This window comes from Streptomyces sp. NPDC096046 (genome assembly GCF_040303285.1).
Classification (GTDB): domain Bacteria; phylum Actinomycetota; class Actinomycetes; order Streptomycetales; family Streptomycetaceae; genus Streptomyces.
This window is the reverse complement of record NZ_JBEOSZ010000002.1, coordinates 94477-116020: the sequence shown is the minus strand read 5'-3', so window position 1 is coordinate 116020 and position 21544 is coordinate 94477. Positions and strand designations below refer to the sequence as shown.

The 21544-nt window shown below is 72.4% G+C and carries 15 protein-coding genes and 2 pseudogenes; 5 read left to right on the top strand and 12 right to left on the bottom strand.

Annotated elements, in window-relative coordinates; all coding sequences use genetic code 11:
• Positions 1 to 415: 415 nt before the first annotated feature.
• The 5 genes and pseudogenes from ABTX62_RS02920 to ABTX62_RS02900 form a co-directional block, all read right to left on the bottom strand.
• Positions 416 to 2455: a CocE/NonD family hydrolase gene (locus tag ABTX62_RS02920; protein ID WP_352114505.1), complete on the bottom strand. Its 2040-nt coding sequence runs from the start codon at positions 2453 to 2455 to the stop codon at positions 416 to 418.
• Between the two features lie 16 nt (positions 2456 to 2471).
• Positions 2472 to 3785, bottom strand: a complete 1314-nt coding sequence (locus ABTX62_RS02915; RefSeq protein WP_352114504.1) for an ATP-grasp domain-containing protein — start codon at positions 3783 to 3785, stop codon at positions 2472 to 2474.
• A 158-nt stretch (positions 3786 to 3943) separates the two neighbouring features.
• Positions 3944 to 6346, bottom strand: coding sequence for a SpoIIE family protein phosphatase (locus ABTX62_RS02910; RefSeq protein ID WP_352114503.1), 2403 nt, complete (start codon positions 6344 to 6346; stop codon positions 3944 to 3946).
• 206 nt (positions 6347 to 6552) lie between these two features.
• Positions 6553 to 6702: pseudogene (locus tag ABTX62_RS02905) on the bottom strand (GntR family transcriptional regulator); the annotation flags it as partial.
• A gap of 313 nt (positions 6703 to 7015) precedes the next feature.
• Positions 7016 to 7642 (bottom strand): LysE family translocator, encoded by a 627-nt coding sequence (locus tag ABTX62_RS02900; RefSeq protein WP_352114502.1) that lies wholly within the window; start codon positions 7640 to 7642, stop codon positions 7016 to 7018.
• Positions 7643 to 7753: 111 nt separating this feature from the next.
• On the opposite strand from ABTX62_RS02900, the gene ABTX62_RS02895 reads away from it, so the two are divergent.
• The 3 genes from ABTX62_RS02895 (at position 7754) to ABTX62_RS02885 (ending at position 10177) form a co-directional block, all read left to right on the top strand.
• A complete protein-coding gene (locus tag ABTX62_RS02895) occupies positions 7754 to 8206 on the top strand; it encodes an Lrp/AsnC family transcriptional regulator (RefSeq protein ID WP_283970965.1) in 453 nt (150 codons plus the stop codon).
• Between the two features lie 184 nt (positions 8207 to 8390).
• Positions 8391 to 9215, top strand: a complete 825-nt coding sequence (locus ABTX62_RS02890; RefSeq protein WP_352114501.1) for an alpha/beta fold hydrolase — start codon at positions 8391 to 8393, stop codon at positions 9213 to 9215.
• Positions 9216 to 9514: 299 nt separating this feature from the next.
• Positions 9515 to 10177, top strand: a complete 663-nt coding sequence (locus ABTX62_RS02885) for a DUF5701 family protein (RefSeq protein WP_352114500.1) — start codon at positions 9515 to 9517, stop codon at positions 10175 to 10177.
• Positions 10178 to 10504: 327 nt separating this feature from the next.
• Here ABTX62_RS02885 and ABTX62_RS02880 read toward each other — a convergent pair whose 3' ends face one another.
• The 4 genes and pseudogenes from ABTX62_RS02880 to ABTX62_RS02865 form a co-directional block, all read right to left on the bottom strand.
• Positions 10505 to 11593, bottom strand: coding sequence for an AI-2E family transporter (locus ABTX62_RS02880; RefSeq protein ID WP_352114499.1), 1089 nt, complete (start codon positions 11591 to 11593; stop codon positions 10505 to 10507).
• A gap of 175 nt (positions 11594 to 11768) precedes the next feature.
• Positions 11769 to 11891: pseudogene (locus tag ABTX62_RS02875) on the bottom strand (polysaccharide deacetylase family protein); the annotation flags it as partial.
• A gap of 81 nt (positions 11892 to 11972) precedes the next feature.
• Positions 11973 to 12188 (bottom strand): hypothetical protein, encoded by a 216-nt coding sequence (locus ABTX62_RS02870; RefSeq protein WP_352114498.1) that lies wholly within the window; start codon positions 12186 to 12188, stop codon positions 11973 to 11975.
• A gap of 224 nt (positions 12189 to 12412) precedes the next feature.
• A complete protein-coding gene (locus ABTX62_RS02865; RefSeq protein WP_352114497.1) occupies positions 12413 to 12904 on the bottom strand; it encodes a DUF2243 domain-containing protein in 492 nt (163 codons plus the stop codon).
• A gap of 94 nt (positions 12905 to 12998) precedes the next feature.
• On the opposite strand from ABTX62_RS02865, the gene ABTX62_RS02860 reads away from it, so the two are divergent.
• A complete protein-coding gene (locus ABTX62_RS02860) occupies positions 12999 to 13532 on the top strand; it encodes a hypothetical protein (RefSeq protein ID WP_352114496.1) in 534 nt (177 codons plus the stop codon).
• A gap of 71 nt (positions 13533 to 13603) precedes the next feature.
• Here ABTX62_RS02860 and ABTX62_RS02855 read toward each other — a convergent pair whose 3' ends face one another.
• Both ABTX62_RS02855 and ABTX62_RS02850 read right to left on the bottom strand, forming a co-directional pair.
• The gene (locus ABTX62_RS02855; RefSeq protein ID WP_352114495.1) at positions 13604 to 15916 is read right to left on the bottom strand and encodes a S9 family peptidase; all 2313 of its coding nucleotides are present in this window, start codon (positions 15914 to 15916) and stop codon (positions 13604 to 13606) included.
• Complete coding sequence (locus tag ABTX62_RS02850; protein ID WP_352114494.1) at positions 15889 to 17673, bottom strand: N-acetylglutaminylglutamine amidotransferase; 1785 nt, start codon at positions 17671 to 17673, stop codon at positions 15889 to 15891. The genes ABTX62_RS02855 and ABTX62_RS02850 overlap by 28 nt, the downstream gene beginning before the upstream one ends.
• Before the next feature lie 681 nt (positions 17674 to 18354).
• On the opposite strand from ABTX62_RS02850, the gene ABTX62_RS02845 reads away from it, so the two are divergent.
• Positions 18355 to 19779 (top strand): DEAD/DEAH box helicase, encoded by a 1425-nt coding sequence (locus ABTX62_RS02845; RefSeq protein WP_502997895.1) that lies wholly within the window; start codon positions 18355 to 18357, stop codon positions 19777 to 19779.
• 158 nt (positions 19780 to 19937) lie between these two features.
• Here the strand turns inward: ABTX62_RS02845 and ABTX62_RS02840 are convergent, their stop codons facing one another.
• A complete protein-coding gene (locus tag ABTX62_RS02840; RefSeq protein ID WP_352114493.1) occupies positions 19938 to 21416 on the bottom strand; it encodes a non-reducing end alpha-L-arabinofuranosidase family hydrolase in 1479 nt (492 codons plus the stop codon).
• Between the last annotated feature and the right edge of the window lie 128 nt (positions 21417 to 21544).

The following is a 21544-nucleotide window of genomic DNA, read 5'->3' as shown; positions in this document are numbered from 1 at the left end:
CAGGTCAGAAAGCGCTTGCCGCTGCACCTTAGGCGAGGCCTCATGAGGGCGTCCAGATGTGGGCGGTGGGTCAGGTGTCCTTCATGGCGGACGGTGGTGCCGTCGCGCGTCGGGAGAAGGACCGGTAGGTTGTCGCCCGCCTCGCCCCCACGGAAGGTCACATCTGGTGCGCTCTCCATCCCTTGCGGACGTGATCGAAACCGGCGGTCACGGCCGCCGTCTGGGACATGTACGGGTCCGACGCCGCCCATCACACAGCCGAGTTGAGCCGTCTCTTCGCCCGGGAAGCGGGCCATGCCGATGAGGTCCTGGCTCTCTACCAGAGGGCCAGGACCTCATCACGTACGACCTCTTCGGCATGGGTCCGCACGACGGGCACTTCCGCTGGTGCGCCGCCCGGGTGAGATGAAGCGGCCTACAGCAGGTCGCGGGGGACCTTCTCGTTCCAGGTGCGGGAGAAGACCCGCCGGTCCGCCTCGTACGCGTCGAGGGTCGCGTCGACGAAGAAGTCCGTCTCGTCGCACGTGAGCCGGGTGTGGGTGACCACGGTCGCGTCCCAGTCGTCCCGCCGGAACCGCATGGTCCAGGTGGTCTCGCCGCCGACCGAGGTGAAATCGTCGGCGACCGCCGTGTAGCGCTCGTGGGCGCGGCGGCCGGCCTCCAGGCCGATGTCCTCGAAGCGGACCGTGCCCCGGTCCTTCACGATGTCCAGCTCGGAGTGGTAGCCGATCAGGTCCCGCTTGACCTCCCAGCGCTCCTCCGGGGGCGTCACCTGGGTCATGGCGAGCGGGGGAGCGCCCTCGGGCTCGCCGAAGGGGGACGAGGGCACCTCGTCGGGCTCGTCCACCGGCCGCACCGGCAGCGTGAGCGTGCTGGAGTGCTCATGGACGCTGAGCAGGGCCGGCTTGGGCGCCGGCCAGGCCAGCGGCCAGTACGACGTCGACAGGGACAGCCGGATGCGGTGGCCCGGCGGGAACGCCTGCGCCACACCGTTCAGCGGGAGGGTGGCCCGGTAGCGCCGGCCCGGCTCCAGCGGCTCGGGAGACTCGGTGCTGTCACGCCGGGTCAGATTGAGGATGCCGTACGAGACGCGCGTCGCGGCGCCGTCGGGGCTCACGTCGGACAGCCGCGCGGCCACCAGGGCGACCGGCTCGCTGACCGACAGGTCGAGTTCCACGGTCGGCGAGCCGAGGATCTCCACCGGCTCGGTCAGCGGCTCGGTGTCGAAGACGAGCGAACCGCCGTCCTCCTCCCGCTGGTCGTAGGGCAGGTCCGGCGGCGCGTTGTAGGAGGCCCACTTGCCGGCGAACTGCCCGACCGACAGCGGCGACCGGACGGTCATCGCCTCACCGCCCTCGGGCACCTGGGCCGCCGTGTCCCGCGGCGGCCCGATCGTGTGCCGGGTGAGCGGGTGCGCGACGGGCCGGATGTGCGGGGACGGCCAGTCCGGCTCGCCCACCCAGCGGCCCGGCCGCTCCTCGTAGGAGGTGGAGGGCGGCACGCTGTCCTGCATCCACGCCTGGAGCATCGGACCGTCCATGACGCCGTTGTCGATGCCCTTGAGCCAGTGGTCCCACCACCGCACGAGCTCTTGGAGGTAGCCGATCGCGGGACCGGGCTCCCCGAGGTGCGGGAACTTGTGCGACCAGGGCCCGATCAGCCCCTTGCGGGGCACGTCCAGGTTGCCGAGCAGTCGGGTCACGGCGTTGGAGTAGCCGTCCGCCCAGCCGCTGGAGGCCAGGACCGGGCAGCGCACGCCGGAGTAGTCCTCGCACACCGAGGCGTGCCGCCAGTAGGCGTCGCGCCGCTGGTGACGCAGCCATGGCAGGACCCAGGGCTCGGTGTTCTCCAGCCGCTCGTGCCACATCTCGCGCCAGCGGTCGCCGACCACGGACGGGTCGGGCGGGCAGGTGCCGTAGGCGAACATGGTGCCCGCCTCGGCGAGGTTGTCCGACAGCAGGGCGCCGCCCATGTAGTGCATGTCGTCGGCGTGCCGGTCGTCGGTGAACGAGGCGATGGCGATGGCCTTCAGGCTCGGCGGCCGGCGGGCCGCCACCTGGAGCGCCGCGAACGCGCCCCAGGAGATGCCCATCATGCCCGTGCCGCCGTCGCACCAGGGCTGCTCCGCCAGCCAGGCCAGGACCTCCTCGGCGTCAGCCTGCTCCCGTTCCAGGTACTCGTCGCGCAGCACGCCCTCCGAGTCACCGGTGCCGCGCAGGTCGACACGGACGCAGGCGTAGCCGTGCCCGGCGAGGTAGGGGTGGTGGATCGAGTCGCGTACGGCGGTCAGGTCGCGCTTGCGGTACGGGATGTACTCCAGCACCGCCGGCACGGGCTCCTGGTCGGACGAGGTGGGGCGCCAGATGTGCGCGGAGAGCCGGACCCCGTCGGACATCGGGATGGTGACGTGCTCCTCTTCCTTCGTCTCGTACGGCAGGTTGGTCACGTAACGCATGGAAGTGACGTGCTCCTCACTTGCGCGTGGCGTCGTCCTCGGACGGGGCGTCCTCGAAGGAGAGGCCCAGGGCGGCCACGCAGTGGTCGAACTTCTTCCGCAGATCCGCCTCGTCGGCTCCGCCGGTGTAGATGTGCGCCAGTTCGTAGCTGTAACTGTCCTGCCCGGGAAGATCCGAGAGCCTCTCGCCTGCCGCGGGGATGACCTCGATGCGCACGCCCGGGGTCTCCCGCTCGATGCGGGCGACGTCCTCCGGACTCGGCACCCGGTTCACCACACCGTCGGTGAACCAGCGGTGGTACCACTTCGCGGCCATCGCGTACGAGCCCTCGCGGTGCGGCATGCGCGGGTCCTCGCCGAGGGCGAGGCTGACCATGCAGTGGTGGTTGGGCACGCCGTCGACGTACTGGAACAGCTCCGCGTGCGACTGGGAGTGCCGGGGGTTGATCTCCAGCAGGTTGATCTCCTGCGTCCGCGGGTCGTAGAAGTACTCGATGCTGAAGGTGGCCGAGTCCATCCCGATCTGCCGCATCACCCGCTCGCTGACGTCGTGCAGTCGTGTGATGACCGGCGGCGGCAGCATCGAGGGGTACTGGTGGCGCAGGAAGCAGGGGGAGTCGGGGTACTGGATGGAGTCCAGGACCCCGTAGACGGTCACCTCGCCCCGGTGGACGTAGCCCTCGACGGCGACCTGGACGCCGGACATCGCCTCCTCGGCGAGGCAGACCCGGCCGCCCACGCCGTCCATCTCCGGCGGCAGGTCGATGCGTTCGAGGATGTGCTCGAAGGGGCGGCCGATGCGCGATATGCCCTCGCGGATCTCGGCGACGGCCTTGCGGAACTCCTCTTCGTCATCCACTCCGAAGGCGAGCTCGGAGGAATAGGAGAGGGCGGGCTTGAGCCACATGGGGAAGGTCACGTTCTCCGGCGGGCGTGGCGGGTCGGCCGACAGGTCGACCTGGTCGAAGCGCGGGTGCCGGTCGGTGGCCTTCTGCTGCTCCAGCCGGCTCCAGTACTTGTGCTCGCACTTGACCACCGACTCGAGGCTGGTGCTGCGGGTGCCGTAGCGCTCGCTCAGCATCGGGACGAGGGTGCTGACCGGGAAGTCCCAGTAGCCCACGATCGCGTCGATGCTGCCGTCGAACGCGTCGAGCACGCCCTGTGCCTTGTCGAGCAGCGTGGGCAGGTGCACTTCGCCGACCTGGAGTTCCTCGATCGTCAGCAGCTGGTGGAAGCGCAACCCGTCGGCTCCCGGGACCTGCTGGAGCGTGGGCAGATTGGCCTCGTCGAGCCCGATCACGAAGACGTTCTTCACCGTCTCGTCAGACACGGCTCTCCTTCCGACGACGTACGGCCCGAGGGCCGGCTTGCAAGATCGTCGGGTACCCCTCGTACGTGCGGGCATGCCGCTCCGGACACCGCGCCCGTACCGGACGCCGGGGAACATGCCCGTCGTGACCCGGACACCCCCGACCCGGTGCGCTCGGCTCACATCCCGGTCGGCAAGGCCTGTTCCGTCCAGATGGTCTTGCCCGTGGGGGTCTGGCGGGTGCCCCACCGTTCGGCGAGCTGGGCGACGAGCAGCAGACCCCGTCCGCCCTCGTCGAAGACCCGGGCCCGGCGCAGATGCGGCGCGGTGCTGCTGCCGTCGGACACCTCGCAGATGAGGGTCACATCGCGGATCAGCCGTAGCTCGATGGGGGCGCCGCCGTAGCGGAGCGCGTTGGTGACCAGCTCGCTGACGATCAGTTCGGTGGCGAACTCCGCCTCGGCCAGACCCCATTCGGCCAGTTGCTCGCCCGCCATCTTGCGGGCCCGGGCCACGGCCGCGGGGTCCGGGGGCAGCTGCCAGGTGCGGACCTTCCCGGCGTCGAGCACGGCCGTGCGCGCCAGCATCAGCACGATGTCGTCGGTGGGCCGGCCGGCCGGCAGTGTGCTCAGCACCCGATCACAGGTCTCCTCCAGCGCGGCGGCGGGGCTGCCCAGGGCCCGGCGGAGCAGGTCGGTGCCGATCTCGATGTCGTGGCCGCTCGCCCCGATCAGACCGTCGGTGTAGAGGGCGAGCAGGCTGTTCTCCTCCAGTTGCACCTCGACGGCCTCGAACGGCAGGCCTCCCAGGCCCAGCGGCGGCCCCGCCGGAACGTCGAGGAACCGTACGTCGCCGTCCGGTGTGACCAGCGCGGGCGGCGGATGCCCGGCACGGGCCATGGTGCAGCGGCGGGACACCGGGTCGTACACGGCGTACAGGCAGGTGGCGCCGACCTGCCCCGACGCCTCCTCCGCCCCGCGCGCCTCCGGGCCCTCCTCCCGGTCGAGGCGGATGACGAGATCGTCCAGCTGGGTGAGCAGTTCGTCGGGGGCGAGATCGACGTCCGCGAGGGTCCGTACGGCGGTCCGCAGCCGGCCCATCGTGGCCGACGCGTGGATGCCGTGGCCCACCACGTCGCCCACGACCAGGGCGACGCGGGCACCGGACAGCGGGATGACGTCGAACCAGTCGCCCCCGATGTCCGCTCCGGCCCCGGTCGGCAGATAGCGGTGGGCGAGGTCCATCGCCGCGAGCTTCGGGAGCCGGCCGGGAAGCAGGCTGCGCTGGAGCGCCAGGGCCGTGCGGCGTTCCCGGGTGAAGCGACGGGCGTTGTCGACGCTCACCGCCGCCCTGGCGACGATGTCCTCCGCGAGCAGCAGGTCGTCCTCGCTGAACGGGTCCGGGGTCCGGTGGCGCAGGAAGTGCACCAGGCCCAGGGTCACGCCGCGGGCGCGCAGCGGCACCATCATCACGGAGTGGATCAGGTGCCTGGACACGGACTCAGCGCGCCCGGGGGAGGCCGTGAGCCACTCCCGCAGCTCCGGGTCCCCCGGCCGGTGCCGGGCGCCCCGGCCGGCGGCCAGGGTCCGCAGGGGAAGCGTCCCCGCCGGGTAGCGGGTCGTGGCGCCCGAGGCCACCACCGACTCCGGGCAGCCCTCCAGAACCGACCGCTGCGCGGTGCGCCGCAGGGTGACCGGCGTGTCGGGCGGCAGCGGTTCCGGCTCGTCGCCCAGGGCGACGGACTCCAGCAGATCCACGGTGACGAAGTCCGCGAACCCCCCGGCGACGGCCACCTCGGCCATCTCCTCGGCCGTCCGGGTCACGTCCAGGGTGCTTCCGATCCGCAGACTGGCCTCGTTGAGCACCGCCAGCCGGCGGCGGGCCCGGTACTGCTCCGTCGTGTCGAACACGGTCGCCGACATGCCCAGGACCGCGCCGGTCTCGTCCTTCAGCGGCGACATGAACATCGACCAGGCGTGCGGCCGGATCTCGCCCGGGGCCTTGCCGTGCTCCTCGTGGAAGATCATCTCGCCGGTGCGCAGCACCTCCCGCTGGAGGCGGTCGTAGGCGTCGAAGGGCGGGTTCGGCTCGATCTCCCACAGGGTCAGGCCCTTCATCTCCTCCTCGGACCTGCCCATCACCTCGGTCATGCTCTCGTTGGCCGCCACCAGCCGGGCATCCCGGTCGTAGACCGCCACCGGCACGGGGAGCCGGGAGAGCGTGAGGTCCCACAGGGGCAGGGTCGCGCGGTCGGCCCGCGCGGCCGTGTACGCCGGATGGGTGCCGGTCACGAGCCAGAGCCGCCTGCCCTCCGCGTCCAGCAGCGGCGTCCCCTGCAGCCGGACCACCACCCGGTTGCCGTCCCGGTGCCACAACGCCACCTCACCGGCCCAGCGCCGCCCCTCGGCCGCGTGCCGCCGCGTGGACTCCGGGAGCCGGGCGGCGAGCAGGTCGCCGACGGGCCTGCCCACGATCTCGGCGGGCTCGTGTCCGAGCAGGCGGCGAGCACCGTCACTCCACACCATGATCGCCCCGCCGGCGTCGACGACCACTGCCAAGTCCTCCGGTACGCGTCCCTCCACGGTGCCTCCGGATGTGCTGCCGCTGCCCGCTCACGATTCCCTGCACCGATTGTCCCGCTACCGACCCGCTGCGGCGCGGCTGCCGTGCGCCACCGCGGTGACCGGCGAAGACGCTCAGACGACCGCGCGGATCGCCCGCCCGAACCCTCGACGTGCCCCCGGGCGAGGCGCGCCGCCTGCTCCGGCTCGCCCGCCACGAGCGCCTCGATGAGCGGCCCGTGCTCGTCGACGTGGCCCGCCATGTCGGGCAGGCGGTCGGGGATCGGGGACCAGATGCGGGTGGCGAGTTCGTCGTGGCGGACGAGGGTGTCCTCCGGATACGGGTTGTGAGCGGCGACGTGGACGGTGCGGTGCACCCGGAGGTCCAGGCGCGTCAGCCCGGTGGGGTCCTGCCGGGCGGAACGCGCCCCTCCAGCTCCTGCCGCAGGGCCGTCAGGACCGTCCGGTCCGCCGTCGCGGCCCGCCGTGCGGGCACCTCGCTGGCCGCGCCGCCGCGGTGACACCACCGCCTCGCGTTCCCGCGCGGTCGTCCGGCCGGGCACCGACGAGTGGCTCGTGCTCTCCCCTTCCGGCGGGGTCGCCGTGGTGCGGGAGTTCCGACGGGGTCGCCGTGGTGCGGGAGGCTGAGTCCCCCCACGTGCTCGTCCTCGGCAGAGGCCCGCTCGGGCGTCAGACTGCCAGGCGTTCCACCAGCAGGTAGCCGCCGATGACGATCATCAGGACGCCGGAGGCGCGGGTCACCGCCCGGGCCGCGGAGGGCCTGGTCCTCAGGACCGTGCGGGCGAGGACCCCCACGGTGAGGTAGACGACTGCGCAGGCGGTCATGTGCAGCAGGCCGAGCAGGCCGGTCTGGCCGGCGACCGGCCAGGCACCCGCGGGGTCGATGAACTGCGGGAACAGGGAGAAGTAGAGCAGCAGGGCCTTGGGGTTCAGCCCGCTGGTACCCGCGCCCCTGAGCATGGCCCGCACCCGGGAGGAACCCCCGGATCCCGGCTCGGCCCCGGCGGCCGTCAGGGTGGCCGGCTGCCGCAGCACCCCCCAGCCGAGCCACACCAGGTAGCCGGATCCGGCCACGGTCAGCGCGGTGAGCAGCGTCCCCGAGCTCGTCACGATCATCACCAGCCCCGCGACCGCGAGCAGGGTGTACCCCGCGTATCCGGCGACCAGCCCGGCGACCGCGGGCACGACCGACCGGTCCCGCAGCCCCGCCGTGATCGCGTAGGCCCAGTCCGCGCCGGGGGTGAAGATCAGCAGCAGATCCACCGCCAGGAAGGCCGCCAGCGTGGTCGTGTCCATCGAACGTTCCCTCTCACATGCCGTGGTGCGAGAGGAAGGCTAAGCCGGATATGGCCGAAGGTGTTCCCCTCTTTACTCCTTGATCGCGTGATCTGGGGCAGAATCTTCTCCATGGATGCCCTGGACCGGAAAATTCTTACTGAGCTGCAGTTGGACGGCCGTCTCACCGTGACCGAACTGGCCGCCCGCGTGAAACTGAGCGTCTCGCCCTGCCACCGCAGACTGCGCGATCTCGAACGCGAGGGCGCGATCCGCGGATACCGCGCGGTGGTGGACCCGGCCGCCGTGGGCCTCACCTTCGAAGCCCTGGTCTTCGTCACCCTGCGCTGGGAGGACGCCGACACGGTCTCCGCGTTCGAAGAGGCCGTGGCCGCCGTCCCGCACGTGCTCCAGGCCCAGCGCCTGTTCGGCGACCCCGACTACCTCCTGCGCGTCGCCACCACCGACCTGGGTGCCTTCCAGCAGCTCTACGACCAGCGACTCGCCCGGCTCCCCGGCGTCCAGCGCCTCAACTCCACGCTCGTCATGAAGCACGTCGTCGACGACCGCCCGCTGCCGGAGTGACCGGCTCGCACCGGCGATCCGGGAGCCGGAGCAGGAGGTGCGGGCCGGCACGCGCGGAGGATCACCGGCCGCGTGTGCGCCACCGGTCGACAACCGGCGCGTTGCGGGGCAGCCGCCACGCCCCCGGAAGGTTTAGCGTGGCCGGGTCCCTTGCGTCAGCCGCTCGGAAGCGAGGAAGCAGCACATGCCATACATCACCGTGGGCCAGGAGAACTCCACCGCCGTCGACCTGTACTACGAGGACCACGGATCCGGGCAGCCGATCGTCCTCATCCACGGCTTCCCACTCGACGGGCACTCCTGGGAGCGGCAGAGCGCCGTGCTGCTCGCCGCCGGTTACCGCGTGATCACCTACGACCGGCGCGGCTTCGGGCAGTCCGCCCAGCCGACGACCGGTTACGACTACGACACCTTCGCGGCCGACCTGAACACCGTGATGGAGACCCTGGACCTGCGGGACGCCGTCCTGGTCGGGTTCTCGATGGGCACCGGCGAGGTCGCCCGGTACGTGTCCCGGTACGGCTCGGACCGGGTCGCCAAGGTCGCCTTCCTCGCCTCCCTGGAACCCTGCCTGCTCAAGTCCGACGACAACCCGGACGGGGTCGCCCCGAAGGAGTTCTTCGACGGGGTCGTCGCGGCGGTGAAGGCCGACCGCTACGCCTACTACACGGACTTCTACAACCTCGACGAGAACCTCGGCACCCGCATCAGCGAGGAGGCCGTCCGCAACAGCTGGCACGTCGCCGCGCGCGGAGGATTCTTCGCCGCGTCCGCCGCGCCCGCGACCTGGTACACCGACTTCCGCGCCGACATCCCGGCGATCGACGTGCCCGCGCTGATCCTGCACGGCACCGGCGACCGCATCCTGCCCGTGGAGGGGACCGCGCGCCGGTTCCGCACGGCTCTCCCGGCCGCGGACTACGTGGAGATCGAGGGCGCCCCGCACGGCCTGCTCTGGACCCACGCGGAGGAGGTCAACTCGGCGCTGCTCGCCTTCCTGGCGAAGTGACCGGCTTCTCCCTCCGCTCTCTCCTGGACCGCCCCGGGGCGGGACGCTGACGTCGTCGAGGCCGGGCAGCGGCTCCCGCTGCCCGGCCTCGACGACGTCCGGGCAGAACAGCGGTCCGTCGACCTCCGCCTCGACGTGCGGAACTCCACGGCCCGTCCGGCGGCGGGAAGACGGACACAGCGGATCGGGAACGTTCCGCAACACCGGCGCGTTGCCCTTGAGTTCACCCACCTCCGAATCCACCCGCGCCTGACCTCGCCCCGCCCGGATCCGCCCACGCCGCCGACCCAGGGAGCATCGTGCCCGACACCACGCCCGACACGACCACCGTCCTGCCCGCACTCCCGGCCCTGAGCACGCAGGCCGAGCGTCTGATCGAGTTGGGGGTGCACGAGAGGGCCGGGTTGTCCGCCGACGAGATCCGCACCTTCGCCGCCGGGGCCGGGGCCGACGGCGACGGTGCGCTGCTGGCCGTGCGCCCGGACCTGGCCCCCGCCTCCGCCCTGGCGCCGCTGCTCCGCCGCGACGGCAAGCCGGGCTTCGTCGTCCTCGACATGCCCGACGTCGACGAGTTCACCCCCTGCGCCGTCGAACTGCCCGATGCCCCGCTCTACGTCGTCACCGGCGTCGACCGCGGCGACCACATGACCAACTGGTCCCCGGACGAGGCGCTGCCCGCCCTCACCGAGGGCGGCCGCACCCCTCTGGTGCTCACCGAGGGCATCCACTGGGTGCTCCAGCAGCCTGAGGCCCTGGAACGCAACCTGTGCTTCATGACCATCGGCTCCCGGCTGCGCAAGCCCAACGGCACCCTGGACGCCCGCACCCCGGCGATCTGGATCAGCAACGGCACCGGCCGGGACGGCCGCGAGCGGCGCAACGCCCCCAAGGTCGGTTGGTGCTGGTGGAACAACCGGCACACCTGGCTGGGTTTCGCTTCCGCGACGGGGCGCCGGGGCTGAGGCCGGGCGCGATGCGAACCGGAGGATGGGCGTCACCCGGCTCGCGATCAGTGCGGCGGGGCCCGCCCACGGCGGGCCTGCGGACGTAGCGCGGGACGGCCAGATCCTTCGCGAGGCCGGGCGCGGACGCCGGAAGGGTGAACCGGTCGGGCACGTCGGAGCCCATCGAGGGCCTCCTCGTCCCAGAGGTCGCCGTTCTCCGCCGCCAGGAGATCTCGGGCCCGGCGCACTCGTGGACCGTGCCGATGCCGAGTGAGACGGCGTGCGCGAGGGCGGCGCGCTGTGCCTCGGTGCGCTGCTCAGGGCCCGGAGGGAGGGGGTGCCGGCTCAACCCCCTCCCCGCAGCGCCTGGTGCACGGACCACACCACGGCCACCAGCGGCACGGCCACCACCGCGCCGATCACCCCCGCCGCGACCGCCCCGCCGACCACCGTCAGGGCGACCACCACCGGGTGCAGGCGCACGGCCCAGCTCATCACGATGGGGTGCAGGAGGTGGCCCTCGATCTGGCCGATGACCACGATCAGGGCCACCACCACGAGGGCGATGAGCGGCCCCTTCGACGCCAGCGCGACGACCGCGGCGATGGCCAGAGCGATGGGCGAGCCGATCAAGGGGATGAACGCGGCCAGGAACTCCAGCAGGGCCAGCGGCACCGCCAGCGGCACTCCGAGGGCGAACAGCGCGACGCCCACGAGGACCGCGTTGGTCGCCGCCACCAGCAGGATGCCGTGCGTGTAACCGGTGAAGGTCCGCCAGGCGGCCCCGGCCGCGACCGCGAACCGCTGCCGGGCCCGGTCGGGGAGCTGGTCGCACAGCCACTGCCACTGCTTGTCGCCGGAGTGTGTGAAGAGGACCGCGCAGAACAGGGCCAGCGCGAGCACGGTCAGCACCTCGACCAGCCGGCTGGCACCGCTGAGCGCCGTGCTGATGAGGGTGGAGCGGTGGTCCGACAGGAGCTTGCCGATCCGCGACTGGAGGTCGTCGAACGCGTCCGCGGGAAGCCGGAAGGGCGGTTCCTCCATCCGCCGCTCGATCCGGTCGATCCCCGCCACGAACTCCTTCTCCAGCCCGGTCCGTTGGTCCGCCACGGTCTCACCCACCAGAGCCAGCGCCCCGAGAACGAGGACGAGGCCACCGATGAGCGCGACGGCGACCGCGAGCGGCCGGGGCATGTACCGGGCGAGGAGACCGGCCACGGGACGCAGCACCGCGGTGATGACGAGACCGAGGAAGACGGCGACGGCGACCTGGTGGAACTGCCCGAGCAGGGAGAAGGCGACCCGGACGACGATGCCGACCGCGATGAGTCGCCACGCGTAGGCGGCCGCGGTCAGCAGCACGCCCGGCACGCGCGCCTCGGCGTCGTTCAGGCGTGCCAGGGCCGAGGCGGGTGGATCGGGGGGCGTCGACATCTCATGCCCGTACCACCTCTCGGCCGCCGGACCGCCGAGCCGGCCCGCGATTCCCCCGAAGGCGGCTACGGGCCCGGCCGGACGGGCGCCGGATCCGGCCCTGCCATGATCGTCCGGGCCGGTCTCGTCCCGCCGACCGCCGACGCCCCACCGGCTCCGCCTGGCGTCCGGGGAAACGGCAGGCGGCCGCGGTCTGCGAGCGGTCTCCTCCGGCGTCGTGGAAGCGGAGCGTCGGGCCGTTGGAGATCTCGTTCTCGACGGTGGCGACCAGGGTCTGGCTGCCGGGGCGCTCGACATCCCACGGTGTTGCGCCTACAGGGGCGGGCGGAGACGTCCCGGGGCGTCGAGGGGCGGACGGGGCGGTCCGCGGGGGTTCGCCTCAGTCGGTCTCGCGCTCCAGGACCCGGCGGGCCGCCTCGGCCTCCGCCGCCGGCGGTGACAGCTCGTCGAGGGTGTCGAGCTCGTCGTCCGCCTCCAGCTCCCGCTCCCAGGCCACCGCCAGGCGTTCCTGCTCCTCGCGCGGCCGGGAGCCGACGTCATCGCGGTGCTGCGGGTCCAGGGCTGCCAGGAATCGTCCGACCTGGTCCGTGGGCATACAGGGCTCCTTGTCGTGCGTTGTGTGGAGGTGGTGCCACCTGGCCCAGCATGGCCGAACGCCCCGGCGCCCGCCGCTCGGCGCAGGCGGGGGACACCGCGCCGGCCCAGCGCTCGCTCGTGCCGCCCGGTGTGCGGCGGGGCGCGGCGGCAGGCCGGGGCCGCGGCGGCGATCTCCTCGGCATCGCGCGGCGCAGGCGGAGGCCGGTCGCTGCCCGACGGCCACTAGAAGCCGCCTCCGCCTCGGTCGCGACGGCCCGCACGCACGGCGATGACCACGCCGACGAGCAGCAGGAGCAGACCGGCGATGTTCCAGGCCCAGTCGTACGGCGTGACATCCACCCCGTAGCGGATCTGGTGCAAGCGCAGCAGTTTGTGGTCGACGATCCCGTCGAACAACTGGAACAGGCCCAGACCCAGGAACAGGCCCGCCCACGCGGAGGACCGGACCAGGGAACGGCGGCGGCGCAGGTCGGCGTAGAGGAAAAAACCGGCGACCAGGGCCAGCAGCTCGGCACTGTGCAGCAGCCCGTCGGACAGCAGGCCCACACGGGTGGTGGAACGGTCGTAGAAGTGGTGCCAGCCGAGGAGCTGGTGGAAGACGATCTCGTCGACCGCCGCCATCACGGCCGCCCCGATCAGCGCGCAGACGGCCATCGACCTCCCGGGTTCGGGCCCGACGCCCGGGGAGGTGGTCGACCGGGCCGCTCTCGTCATGGGCATCGCCTCCTGCCGTGGTGCGGGGCCCCCGGCCGCCCGTCGTCGCGGACGCGGAGGTGACCTGACGGTGCTACCGGGTACCCGCCCCGACATGCTCAAGCGCGCACTGTGGCAGGGTCTGGTCGCCGGTACCGCCGGAGGCGTCGTGATGACCCTCGGCGAGAAGATCGAGCAGACGGTCACCGGACGGCCCGACTCCCATGTGCCGGCCAGGGTCCTCCAACGGCTCACCGGTCTGCCCGAACGTCCCGGCGCCCAGCCGCTGCCGGTCAACTGGGCCATGCACTTCGGCCAAGCCGCCCTGCTCGGCGTGCTGCGGTCGGTCATGGCCCAGTCGGGGCTGCGCGGGCCGTTCGCCTCCGCCAAGTTCACCGTCGTCCGCCTCACCAACGACCAGATCCTGGAGAACGCCACCGGCGTGGGGGCCCCGCCGCCCACCTGGCCCCGCGGGGAACTCGTCGTGGACGTCCTGCACAAGACCGTCTACGCGTTCGTCACCGGCGCGGTCGCCGACGCCCTGGCGGCCCGCAACGGCCCCGGGCCCGGACAGCGCCACGCCGCCGCGCGCCCGGGCCGCCACGCCGGTGTCGGACCGCTTCCCCGCAGGCACGCGCACGGCAGGTGAGCCCGGGCGAGGGCAAGAGGCGCGGCGTCCCGGGCCCGCGTCACCGGTCGTGACTCCGCCCCGGACGCGGCTCACCCGTGGAGGTGCCGCGCGAGCCAGTCCGCGGCGGCACGGCGGAACAGCCGCCGGTTGTCCGCGCGCAGGAAGTCGTGCCCCTCATCGCGCAGGGTCAGGAGTTCGGCGTGGACGCCCCGTTCGCGCGCGGCCCGTACGAACTGCTGCGACTCCCCGGGCGGCACATTGGTGTCGTGTTCACCGTGGACGGCGAGCAGCGGGGCGCGCAGCGCGTCGACGCGGTTCATCGGCGACAGGGCACGCAGCAGTTCGCGGTCGCGCTCCGGGTGGCCGTACTTGTGCGCCGCCGATTCCGCGATCCAGGGTTCCGTACCGGCGAAGAAGCTGAGGAAGTCCGACATGCCGCACACCGCGACGCCGGTACGGAAGAGGTCCGGGTGCCACACGAGTGAGGCGAAGGTCAGATAGCCGCCGTACGAACGGCCCATGACCGCCAGCCGCGTCGGATCGGCGGGGCCCGCCATGACCGCGTGGGCCGCGCAGTCCGCGACGTCGTCCAGCGCGGCGAAGCGGCCCGCGCCGAGGTCCGCGTCGACGAACGACCGGCCGTGCCCCGTCGATCCGCGCACGTCGGGGGCGAAGACGTCCAGGCCCCTTCCGGCCAGCTCGTGGTAGAGCGGGTTGAACACCGGACGTTCCTGTTCCTCCGGGCCCCCGTGCAGGTGGATCACGCAGGGTGCCGGTTCGCCGGGAGAACGTCCCGGCGCCCTGTAGTACCAGCCGCTCAGGGGCAGTCCGTCCCGCGCCGTCAGCCGCAGGGGGACGGGACGTACCGGTGGGCGGCCCGGTGGAACGGCGTCCGCGTCCCGGGCCGACCAGGGGGTGCGGAGCAGGGACACGCCTTCGTGGGCCCACCAGACGCCCGGCCGGCGCTGCGACCCGGACAGCGCGAGCAGCAGCCGCCCGGCACCGGCGGCACTCACGCGCGTGACGACCTCGTGGGGCAGGGCGAGGGGCCTGGCCGGACCCGTGCTGTCCGCCGTCCGCCCGGTCGGAAAGGTCTCGACGAGTTCCAGCTCGCTCGCGCCCTGCGCGTTCCACGCCAGTGCGGCCGTGCGGCCGTCGTGGGCCAGGGACAGGAGTTCCAGGTCGCTTCCCTCGCGTTCCGCCACGACGGACACACCGCGCGGCCCTCCGTCGGCGTCCAGAGCGACTTCGAGGAGCGCCGCGTACTCGCGGTCGGCGTTGCTGCGCAGCCACAGCGTCCGGCCCTCGGGTGAGAACCGGCCGATCCACGGGTCGCCGTCGGCCACCGGCATCGCGAAGGTGGCCACCGAGTCGGCGGTGCGCCGCACGACCGCCTCCCGGCGTCCGCGCGGCCCCCGGCGCAGCAGCACGAGGGCGCCGTCGCGGCTGAGGTCGCACGCCCGCAGGGAGGCGGCGTGCGTCTCGGCGGTCAGCAGCACGGGGGACGCCAGGCCGTCGGGGTCGATCAGGTAGACGGACAGGCCCCCGTCGGGCCGGGCCGCCGGGGCCCCCGCCGAGAGGCCCGCCGGTGACCCTTCCGGCGCCGCCGGGGCGCTTTCGTACGCCGACGACGCGGCGTCGGCCCCGGCAGACCCTTCGTACACGGCAGACCCTTCGTACACGGCCGCCCCGTCGTACGCGGCCGCGCCCAAGAGCCGCGCATGTCCGTCCCGATCCGGCCGGTCGGCCGCCGGGCGGGCCCCGGCGAGCAGGCCGTCCGGCGAGCCGTGGCCGGACAGGGCCCGGCCCGCGAACCCCGGGGACGCGGTGGCCGACGGGGCCGCGACGGTGACGGCGACGGCCGAGCCGTCGTGCGCCCAGCACCCCAGATGGGCGGAACTGGCCGGATCGGCCCCCGCCAGGATGCGGCGGCCGGTGCCGTCGGGCCGGACGCACAGCACCCGTGTGTGCTCACCGCCGCCCGGCGCGGTGGTGTACGCGATCCAGCGCCCGTCCGGTGACCAGGAGACCTCTTTGACGGGGTCGGGGGCGGAGTCGAGCAGACGCACCTCCTCGCCGCCGACGGGACCGGCCCAGAGCTGGGGCACGCCGCCCCGGTCGCAGATGAAGGCCGTCTCGGTGCCGTCGGCGTCCGCGGAGGGGTACCAGCAGCCGTGCGCGCGCAGCCGCGTGACCGCGTCCTGCGGGCCCCCCGCGTCCGGCAGCAGCACCGGAGCTGGGGCGGCCTCCCGGACGGCGACGGACAGGTCTCCCGCCCGGGCGTCCGAGGGCGGCCCGGGCGGGGGACCGGGCCGCCCGGAGCGCGCGAGCGGGGACGCCGGATCGTACGCCGTCCGCACGCCCTCGCCGTCGGTCATGTGATCCCGTGGGTCTGCAGCCATATCTCCAGCAAAGCGATCTGCCACAGGGCGTTCGCGCCCCGCTTGGTCCGGTGCTCGTCGGGCGCCGCGAGCAACCGGTCCACGTACGGCTCCTGGAACAGGCCGCGTCGTTTCGCCTCGGGTGCCTCGAGCGCCTCCCGTACTCGTTCCAGCACCGGGCCCGCCATATGCGTGATGGCCGGAACCGGGAAGTAGCCCTTGGGACGGTCGACGACCTCCAGGGGGAGGAGCTTGCGGCCCGCCTCCTTCAGCACGCCCTTGCCGCCGTCGGCCAGTTTGAGTTCCGGCGGGCAGGCCGCCGCCAGTTCCACCAGTTCGTGGTCGAGGAACGGCACCCGGGCCTCCAGGCCCCAGGCCATGGTCATGTTGTCGACCCGCTTGACGGGGTCGTCGACCAGCATCACGTGCGTGTCCAGTCGCAGGGCCGCGTCCAGCGCGGTCTCGGCTCCGGGGACCGCCATGTGCTCGCGCACGAAGCGACCGGAGACGTCGTCCCCGGTCAGCAGGTCCGGAGGGAGCATGCCGGCGAGGTCGGCGTGCGGCCGGTCGAAGTAGGTCGCCGCGTACTGCTCGGGTTCGTCCTCGCGCGCTGCCCCGGCCAGTTCCGGATACCAGTGGTAACCGGCGAAGACCTCGTCGGCGCCCTGCCCGCTCTGGACGACCTTGACCTCCCGGGACACCTGCTCGGACAGCAGATGGAAGGCGACCACGTCGTGGCTGATCATCGGTTCGCTCATGGCCGCGATCGCACCGTCCAGCGCCGTGGACACCCGGTCGGAGGGAACCATCAGCCGACGGTGGTCGGTGCCGAACTCGCGTGCCACCAGGTCAGAGAACCGGAACTCGTCACCTTGCTGCCCGCCCTCCGACTCGAACCCGACGCTGAACGTCCTCAGGTCGTGCTGGCCCTCGTCGGCGAGCAGCCCGACGATGAGGCTGGAGTCCAGGCCGCCGGAGAGCAGGACACCCACCGGTACGTCGGACACCATCCGGCGGCGCACCGCCGTGCGCAGCGCTTCGAGCACGGCGTCACGCCACTCGTCCGGGCCCATGCCGGCGTGCTCGGGCCGACGCGTGTAGGAGGGCTGCCAGTAGCGGTGGTCGCGGTGGGCGCCGTCCGGCTCGACGACTCGCACGGTGGCCGGAGGCAGCTTGCGCACGCCGTTGAGAATCGTGTGCGGCGCCGGGACCGTCGCGTGCCAGCTCAGGTAGTGGTGCAGGGCCACCGGGTCGAGTGAGGTGTCCACGTCCCCGGCGGCGACGAGGGCGGGCAGTGTCGACGCGAACCGCAGCCGGCCCGGCGTCCGCGCCAGGTACAGGGGCTTGATCCCGAGCCGGTCGCGAGCCAGGACGACCCGGCCGGTCCGGTGTTCGACCACGGCGAAGGCGAACATGCCGTGGAAGTGCTCGACGCAGGCCGTTCCCCACTCCAGGTAGGCGTTGAGCACCACCTCGGTGTCCGAGGTGGACGTGAAGCGGTATCCGAGGCCGCGCAGTTCCTCGCGCAGTTGCGGGTAGTTGTACACACAGCCGTTGAAGACGCCGGTGACCTGCCCGCTGGCGTCGGTCATCGGCTGGGCCCCCTGGTCCGACAGGTCGATGATCTTCAGCCGCCGGTGCCCCAGGGCGATCGCACCCCGCGTCCAGGTCCCCTCCCCGTCGGGCCCACGGGCGGCGAGCGGGCCGCTCATGCGCTCGACGGCCGTCAGATCGGCCGGGCCGCCGTCGAAGCGAATCTCCCCGCTCAGCCCGCACATGACATCCCGCCTCCCTTCCGTTGACCGGCGGTCACGCGCGGCCGGTGCACCGACGCGCCCCCTCCGGCAAGGACCCGGACGGTTCTGCGAGGCATGACGAAACCCTTTCTGCTCTTCTGCTCAGGGACGGGAACCGAGTCGTACGACTGCGATGCGGGCGAAGGCGGCGCCCCTGTCCGGGCGCACCCGCGGCGCGGCACGGCGGCCCCCGCGTGATGTGCACCCGGTACGTCGGTGGCCGATGGCGCCGGACATCCCCGGACCGGGCGGCAGGCACGCGCCGCGAACCCCTCTCCCACGTGGATGCCCATGCTCACGGTCACTCCCAGGGATGCCGGGCGCCTGCTCCCGAGGCCGTCCCGGCACCGGACTGTCGCGGTGCTCTGTGCCGTCTTCTGGGTTCCCCAACCATGAGCGGATAAGCCGGACGCTCACCGTCCGTACCACCGGCCTCACGAGTGCGCACACGCGTCGGCGACGACTCGCCCGGTCGGGGCGCCGTCCGGGCACCGTGCCGAAACGGTCAGGGGGTGGGTGAGGCGACCATGGCGGGCCGGGGCGGCGAGCCCCGTGCTAGCCTCGGCTGTTTGCATCGTCGGGTGCTCCGTCCGGTGCCCCTGGCTGGTGACCGGGTCCCGGCCGCGCCCTCCTCGGTACGGTCTCTTCCGAGGAAGGCTTTCTGTGAGCAGTGAATCAGCACGTGCCGATGTCCGGCGGCAGGACGATGCGGCCGAGGCGGCAGACGCCGCTCCGGGGCTGCCCGCGGTGACGTCCTTCGCGCGGCTGGGGCTGCCGGCCGCGGTTCTGCGGGCGCTCGCCGAGCACGGTGTGACGGTGCCCTTCCCCATCCAGGCGGCGGCGCTGCCGAACGCGCTCGCCGGACGGGACGTCCTGGGCCGGGGCCGTACCGGGTCCGGCAAGACGCTCGCCTTCGGCCTGGGGATGCTCGTCCGGACGGCAGGGCGGCGTGCGCAGCCCAAAGAGCCGCTGGCGCTCGTGCTGGTGCCCACCCGGGAGCTGGCGCAGCAGGTCGGTGAGGCGCTCACCCCGTACGCCGAGGCGCTGCGGCTGCGGCTCACGACCGTGGTGGGCGGTGTGTCCATCGGACGGCAGGCCGCCGCGCTGCGGGACGGCGCCGAGATCGTCATCGCCACGCCCGGCCGGCTGCACGACCTCATCGAGCGCAGGGACTGCCGACTGGGCCGGGTGCGCATCACGGTCCTGGACGAGGCCGACCAGATGTGTGACCTGGGGTTCCTGCCGCAGGTCACCGAGATCCTGGACCGGGTGCGTCCGGACGGGCAGCGGATGCTGTTCTCCGCCACCCTCGACCGTGACGTCGACGAGCTCGTGCAGCGCTACCTGCGCGATCCGGCCGTCCACTCCGTCGATCCCTCGTCGAGCGCCGGGTCCGCGATCGAGCACCACGTCTTCGTCGTACACGGCCCGGACCGGTACGCGGTGACCACGGAGATCGCCGCCCGCGACGGGCGCGTCCTGCTGTTCCTGGACTCCAAGCACGGCGTCGACCAGCTCACACGGCATCTGCGGGCCAACGGCGTGGCCGCCGCAGCCCTGCACAGCGGCAAGTCCCAGCCGCAGCGCACCCGGACCCTCGCCCAGTTCAGGAACGGGCAGGTCACCTCGCTGGTGGCGACGAACGTCGCCGCACGCGGCCTGCACGTCGACGACCTCGATCTCGTGGTCAACGTCGACCCGGCCACCGACCCCAAGGACTACCTGCACCGCGCGGGCCGCACGGCTCGGGCCGGCCGCTCCGGCACCGTCGTGACCCTCGCCCTGTCGGGACAGCGCCGCGAGACGAGCCAGGTCATGACGGACGCCGGTGTTGCTCCCAAGGTCACCAAAGTGCGCTCCGGCGAGGCGGAGTTGAGCCGGATCACCGGCGCCAGGACCCCCTCGGGACAGCCTCTCGACGGCGGGCCGGCCGCATCCCGCCCCAAGAACCACAACGCCCCGTTCCGCGGTCTGGGCAGCGCCAAGGACCCGAAGAGCGGCTCCGGCGGCAGGCCGTCCCGCAAGAGCAGCGAGGCCCGCAAGCTCGCGGAGGCCCGCAAGGCGGCCCGGGTGCGGCGCGGCGGCTGAGCCAGGCTTCGCGGACCTGCCGCCGACCGACTTCGGCGAGCGGGGCTCGGCCTTCCGCCGAGCCCCGCCACGCCGGTTCCCTGTGGAGGCCGCCACGCCGGTTCCCTGCGGGGCCCGCCATGGTCCGGCTCCCTACGGAGCCGGACCATGCCACGCCGTCAGCGCCGCAGTGTCAGCAGCCCCGGCCGGTAGGGCCAGTGGCCGTACTCGCCGCCGGAGTTGGGGCTGCGTCCCTGGTAGAGGAACTGCAGGTTGCAGGGATCGACGGTGAAGGTCTGATCGGCGGTGGTGCGGATCAGTTCGCCGTGGCTGATGTCGTTGGTCCAGGTGGCGCCGCTGTTGGCCTTGCCGGCGAAGGGGTTGCTCTCGGTCGCGGCCTGGGGTGTCCACGAGCCGTTCAGACTGGTGGCCGTGAACGAGCGGAAGTAGCGGCCCTGCGAGCCCCTCGCCTCGACGATCATGAGGTAGCGGTTCTGGCCCTGGAGCTTGTAGACCTGCGGGGCTTCGAACAGATTGTCCGCCGTATCGCTCATGATCGTTGTGTAGGACGAGCCGAAACTGCCCGGGAAGTTCCCGATCGGCATGCTGGCCCGGTAGATCTTGCCGTTGTCACCGGCGAAGAACAGGTACATGTTCTGGCCGTCAGCGATCAGCGTCTGGTCGATCGGGCCGGTGCCGGAGCCGGTGATGCTTCCGGAGAAGAGCACCCTCTGTGCTGACCAGCCATTGGGGTTGGTGGGGTCGCTCGACGTCCGGTAGGAGAAGGCGCTCCCTCCGCCCCACTGGTAGGCGAGCACCCAGATGTTCTTCGGCGCGAAGTAGAAGAGCGTGGGCGCGACGGTGGAAGCCGACATCTCGTTCTGGCCGGCCGAGGCCATCTCCGGCCAGTTGGTGAACAGACCGAAGTTCATCGAACGCCAGCCCACTCCCGTTCCCGCGGCGCCGTGCGTCGTCGCGTAGACGAGATGCTTGCCGTTGTAGGGGGCGACGGTGAAGTCCTTGAGGGAGGCCCATCCGGGCTTGGGCTGCGCCAGGGCGCCCGTGGACGTCCAACGGTAGGTCGACGGAAGATCGCACGGGCCGGGGCCGCCGGCGCCGACCTTGACGAGCTGCCACTGCTGGTTGGTACCGCCCCAGTCGTCGTACTGGACGATGTTCGCGTTGTCGGCGGTGGAGGCGCCCTGCACTTCGAGGGCCTTGTTGCTGTGGCGCGAGATCAGTCGCACGTAGCCGTCCGAGCTGTCGGCCAGCCGCCACTGCTGGTTGGTGCTGTTCAGGTCGGCCCACTGGACGATCGAGCCGCCGTTCGCCGTGGACCAGTTGTGGACGTCCAGCACCTTGCCCGAGTGGCGGGACTTGATGCGGAAGTACCCACCCCCGGAATCGACGAACTGCCACTGCTGCTGGGCCTGATCGTTCCTGGCCCACTGGGTGATGCGGGCGCCGTCGCCGGTCGCCATGTTGTAGACATCCAGGGCCTTGCCGCTGTTGCGGTTGACCAGCACATACGAGGCGTTGGGGTCCACGGTCGCCGCGCCGGCGGGCTGGGCGCCGAGGAAGGTGGCCACGAGCAGCAAGGGCGAAAGGACGGCGAGTAGGCGTTTCAGACGGACCGGGGACGGAGGGCTGAACCACATCGGAGAGGGCCTCCTTTGGGGGGCGGGGTGAGGTGACCCGAGGAACCGCGGAGCGGAGCTGCCGGGGACAAGGAAATCGCGAAACTTTCGAGGAATTCCCGAATGCTCAGACGCCACAAGCTAGGAAT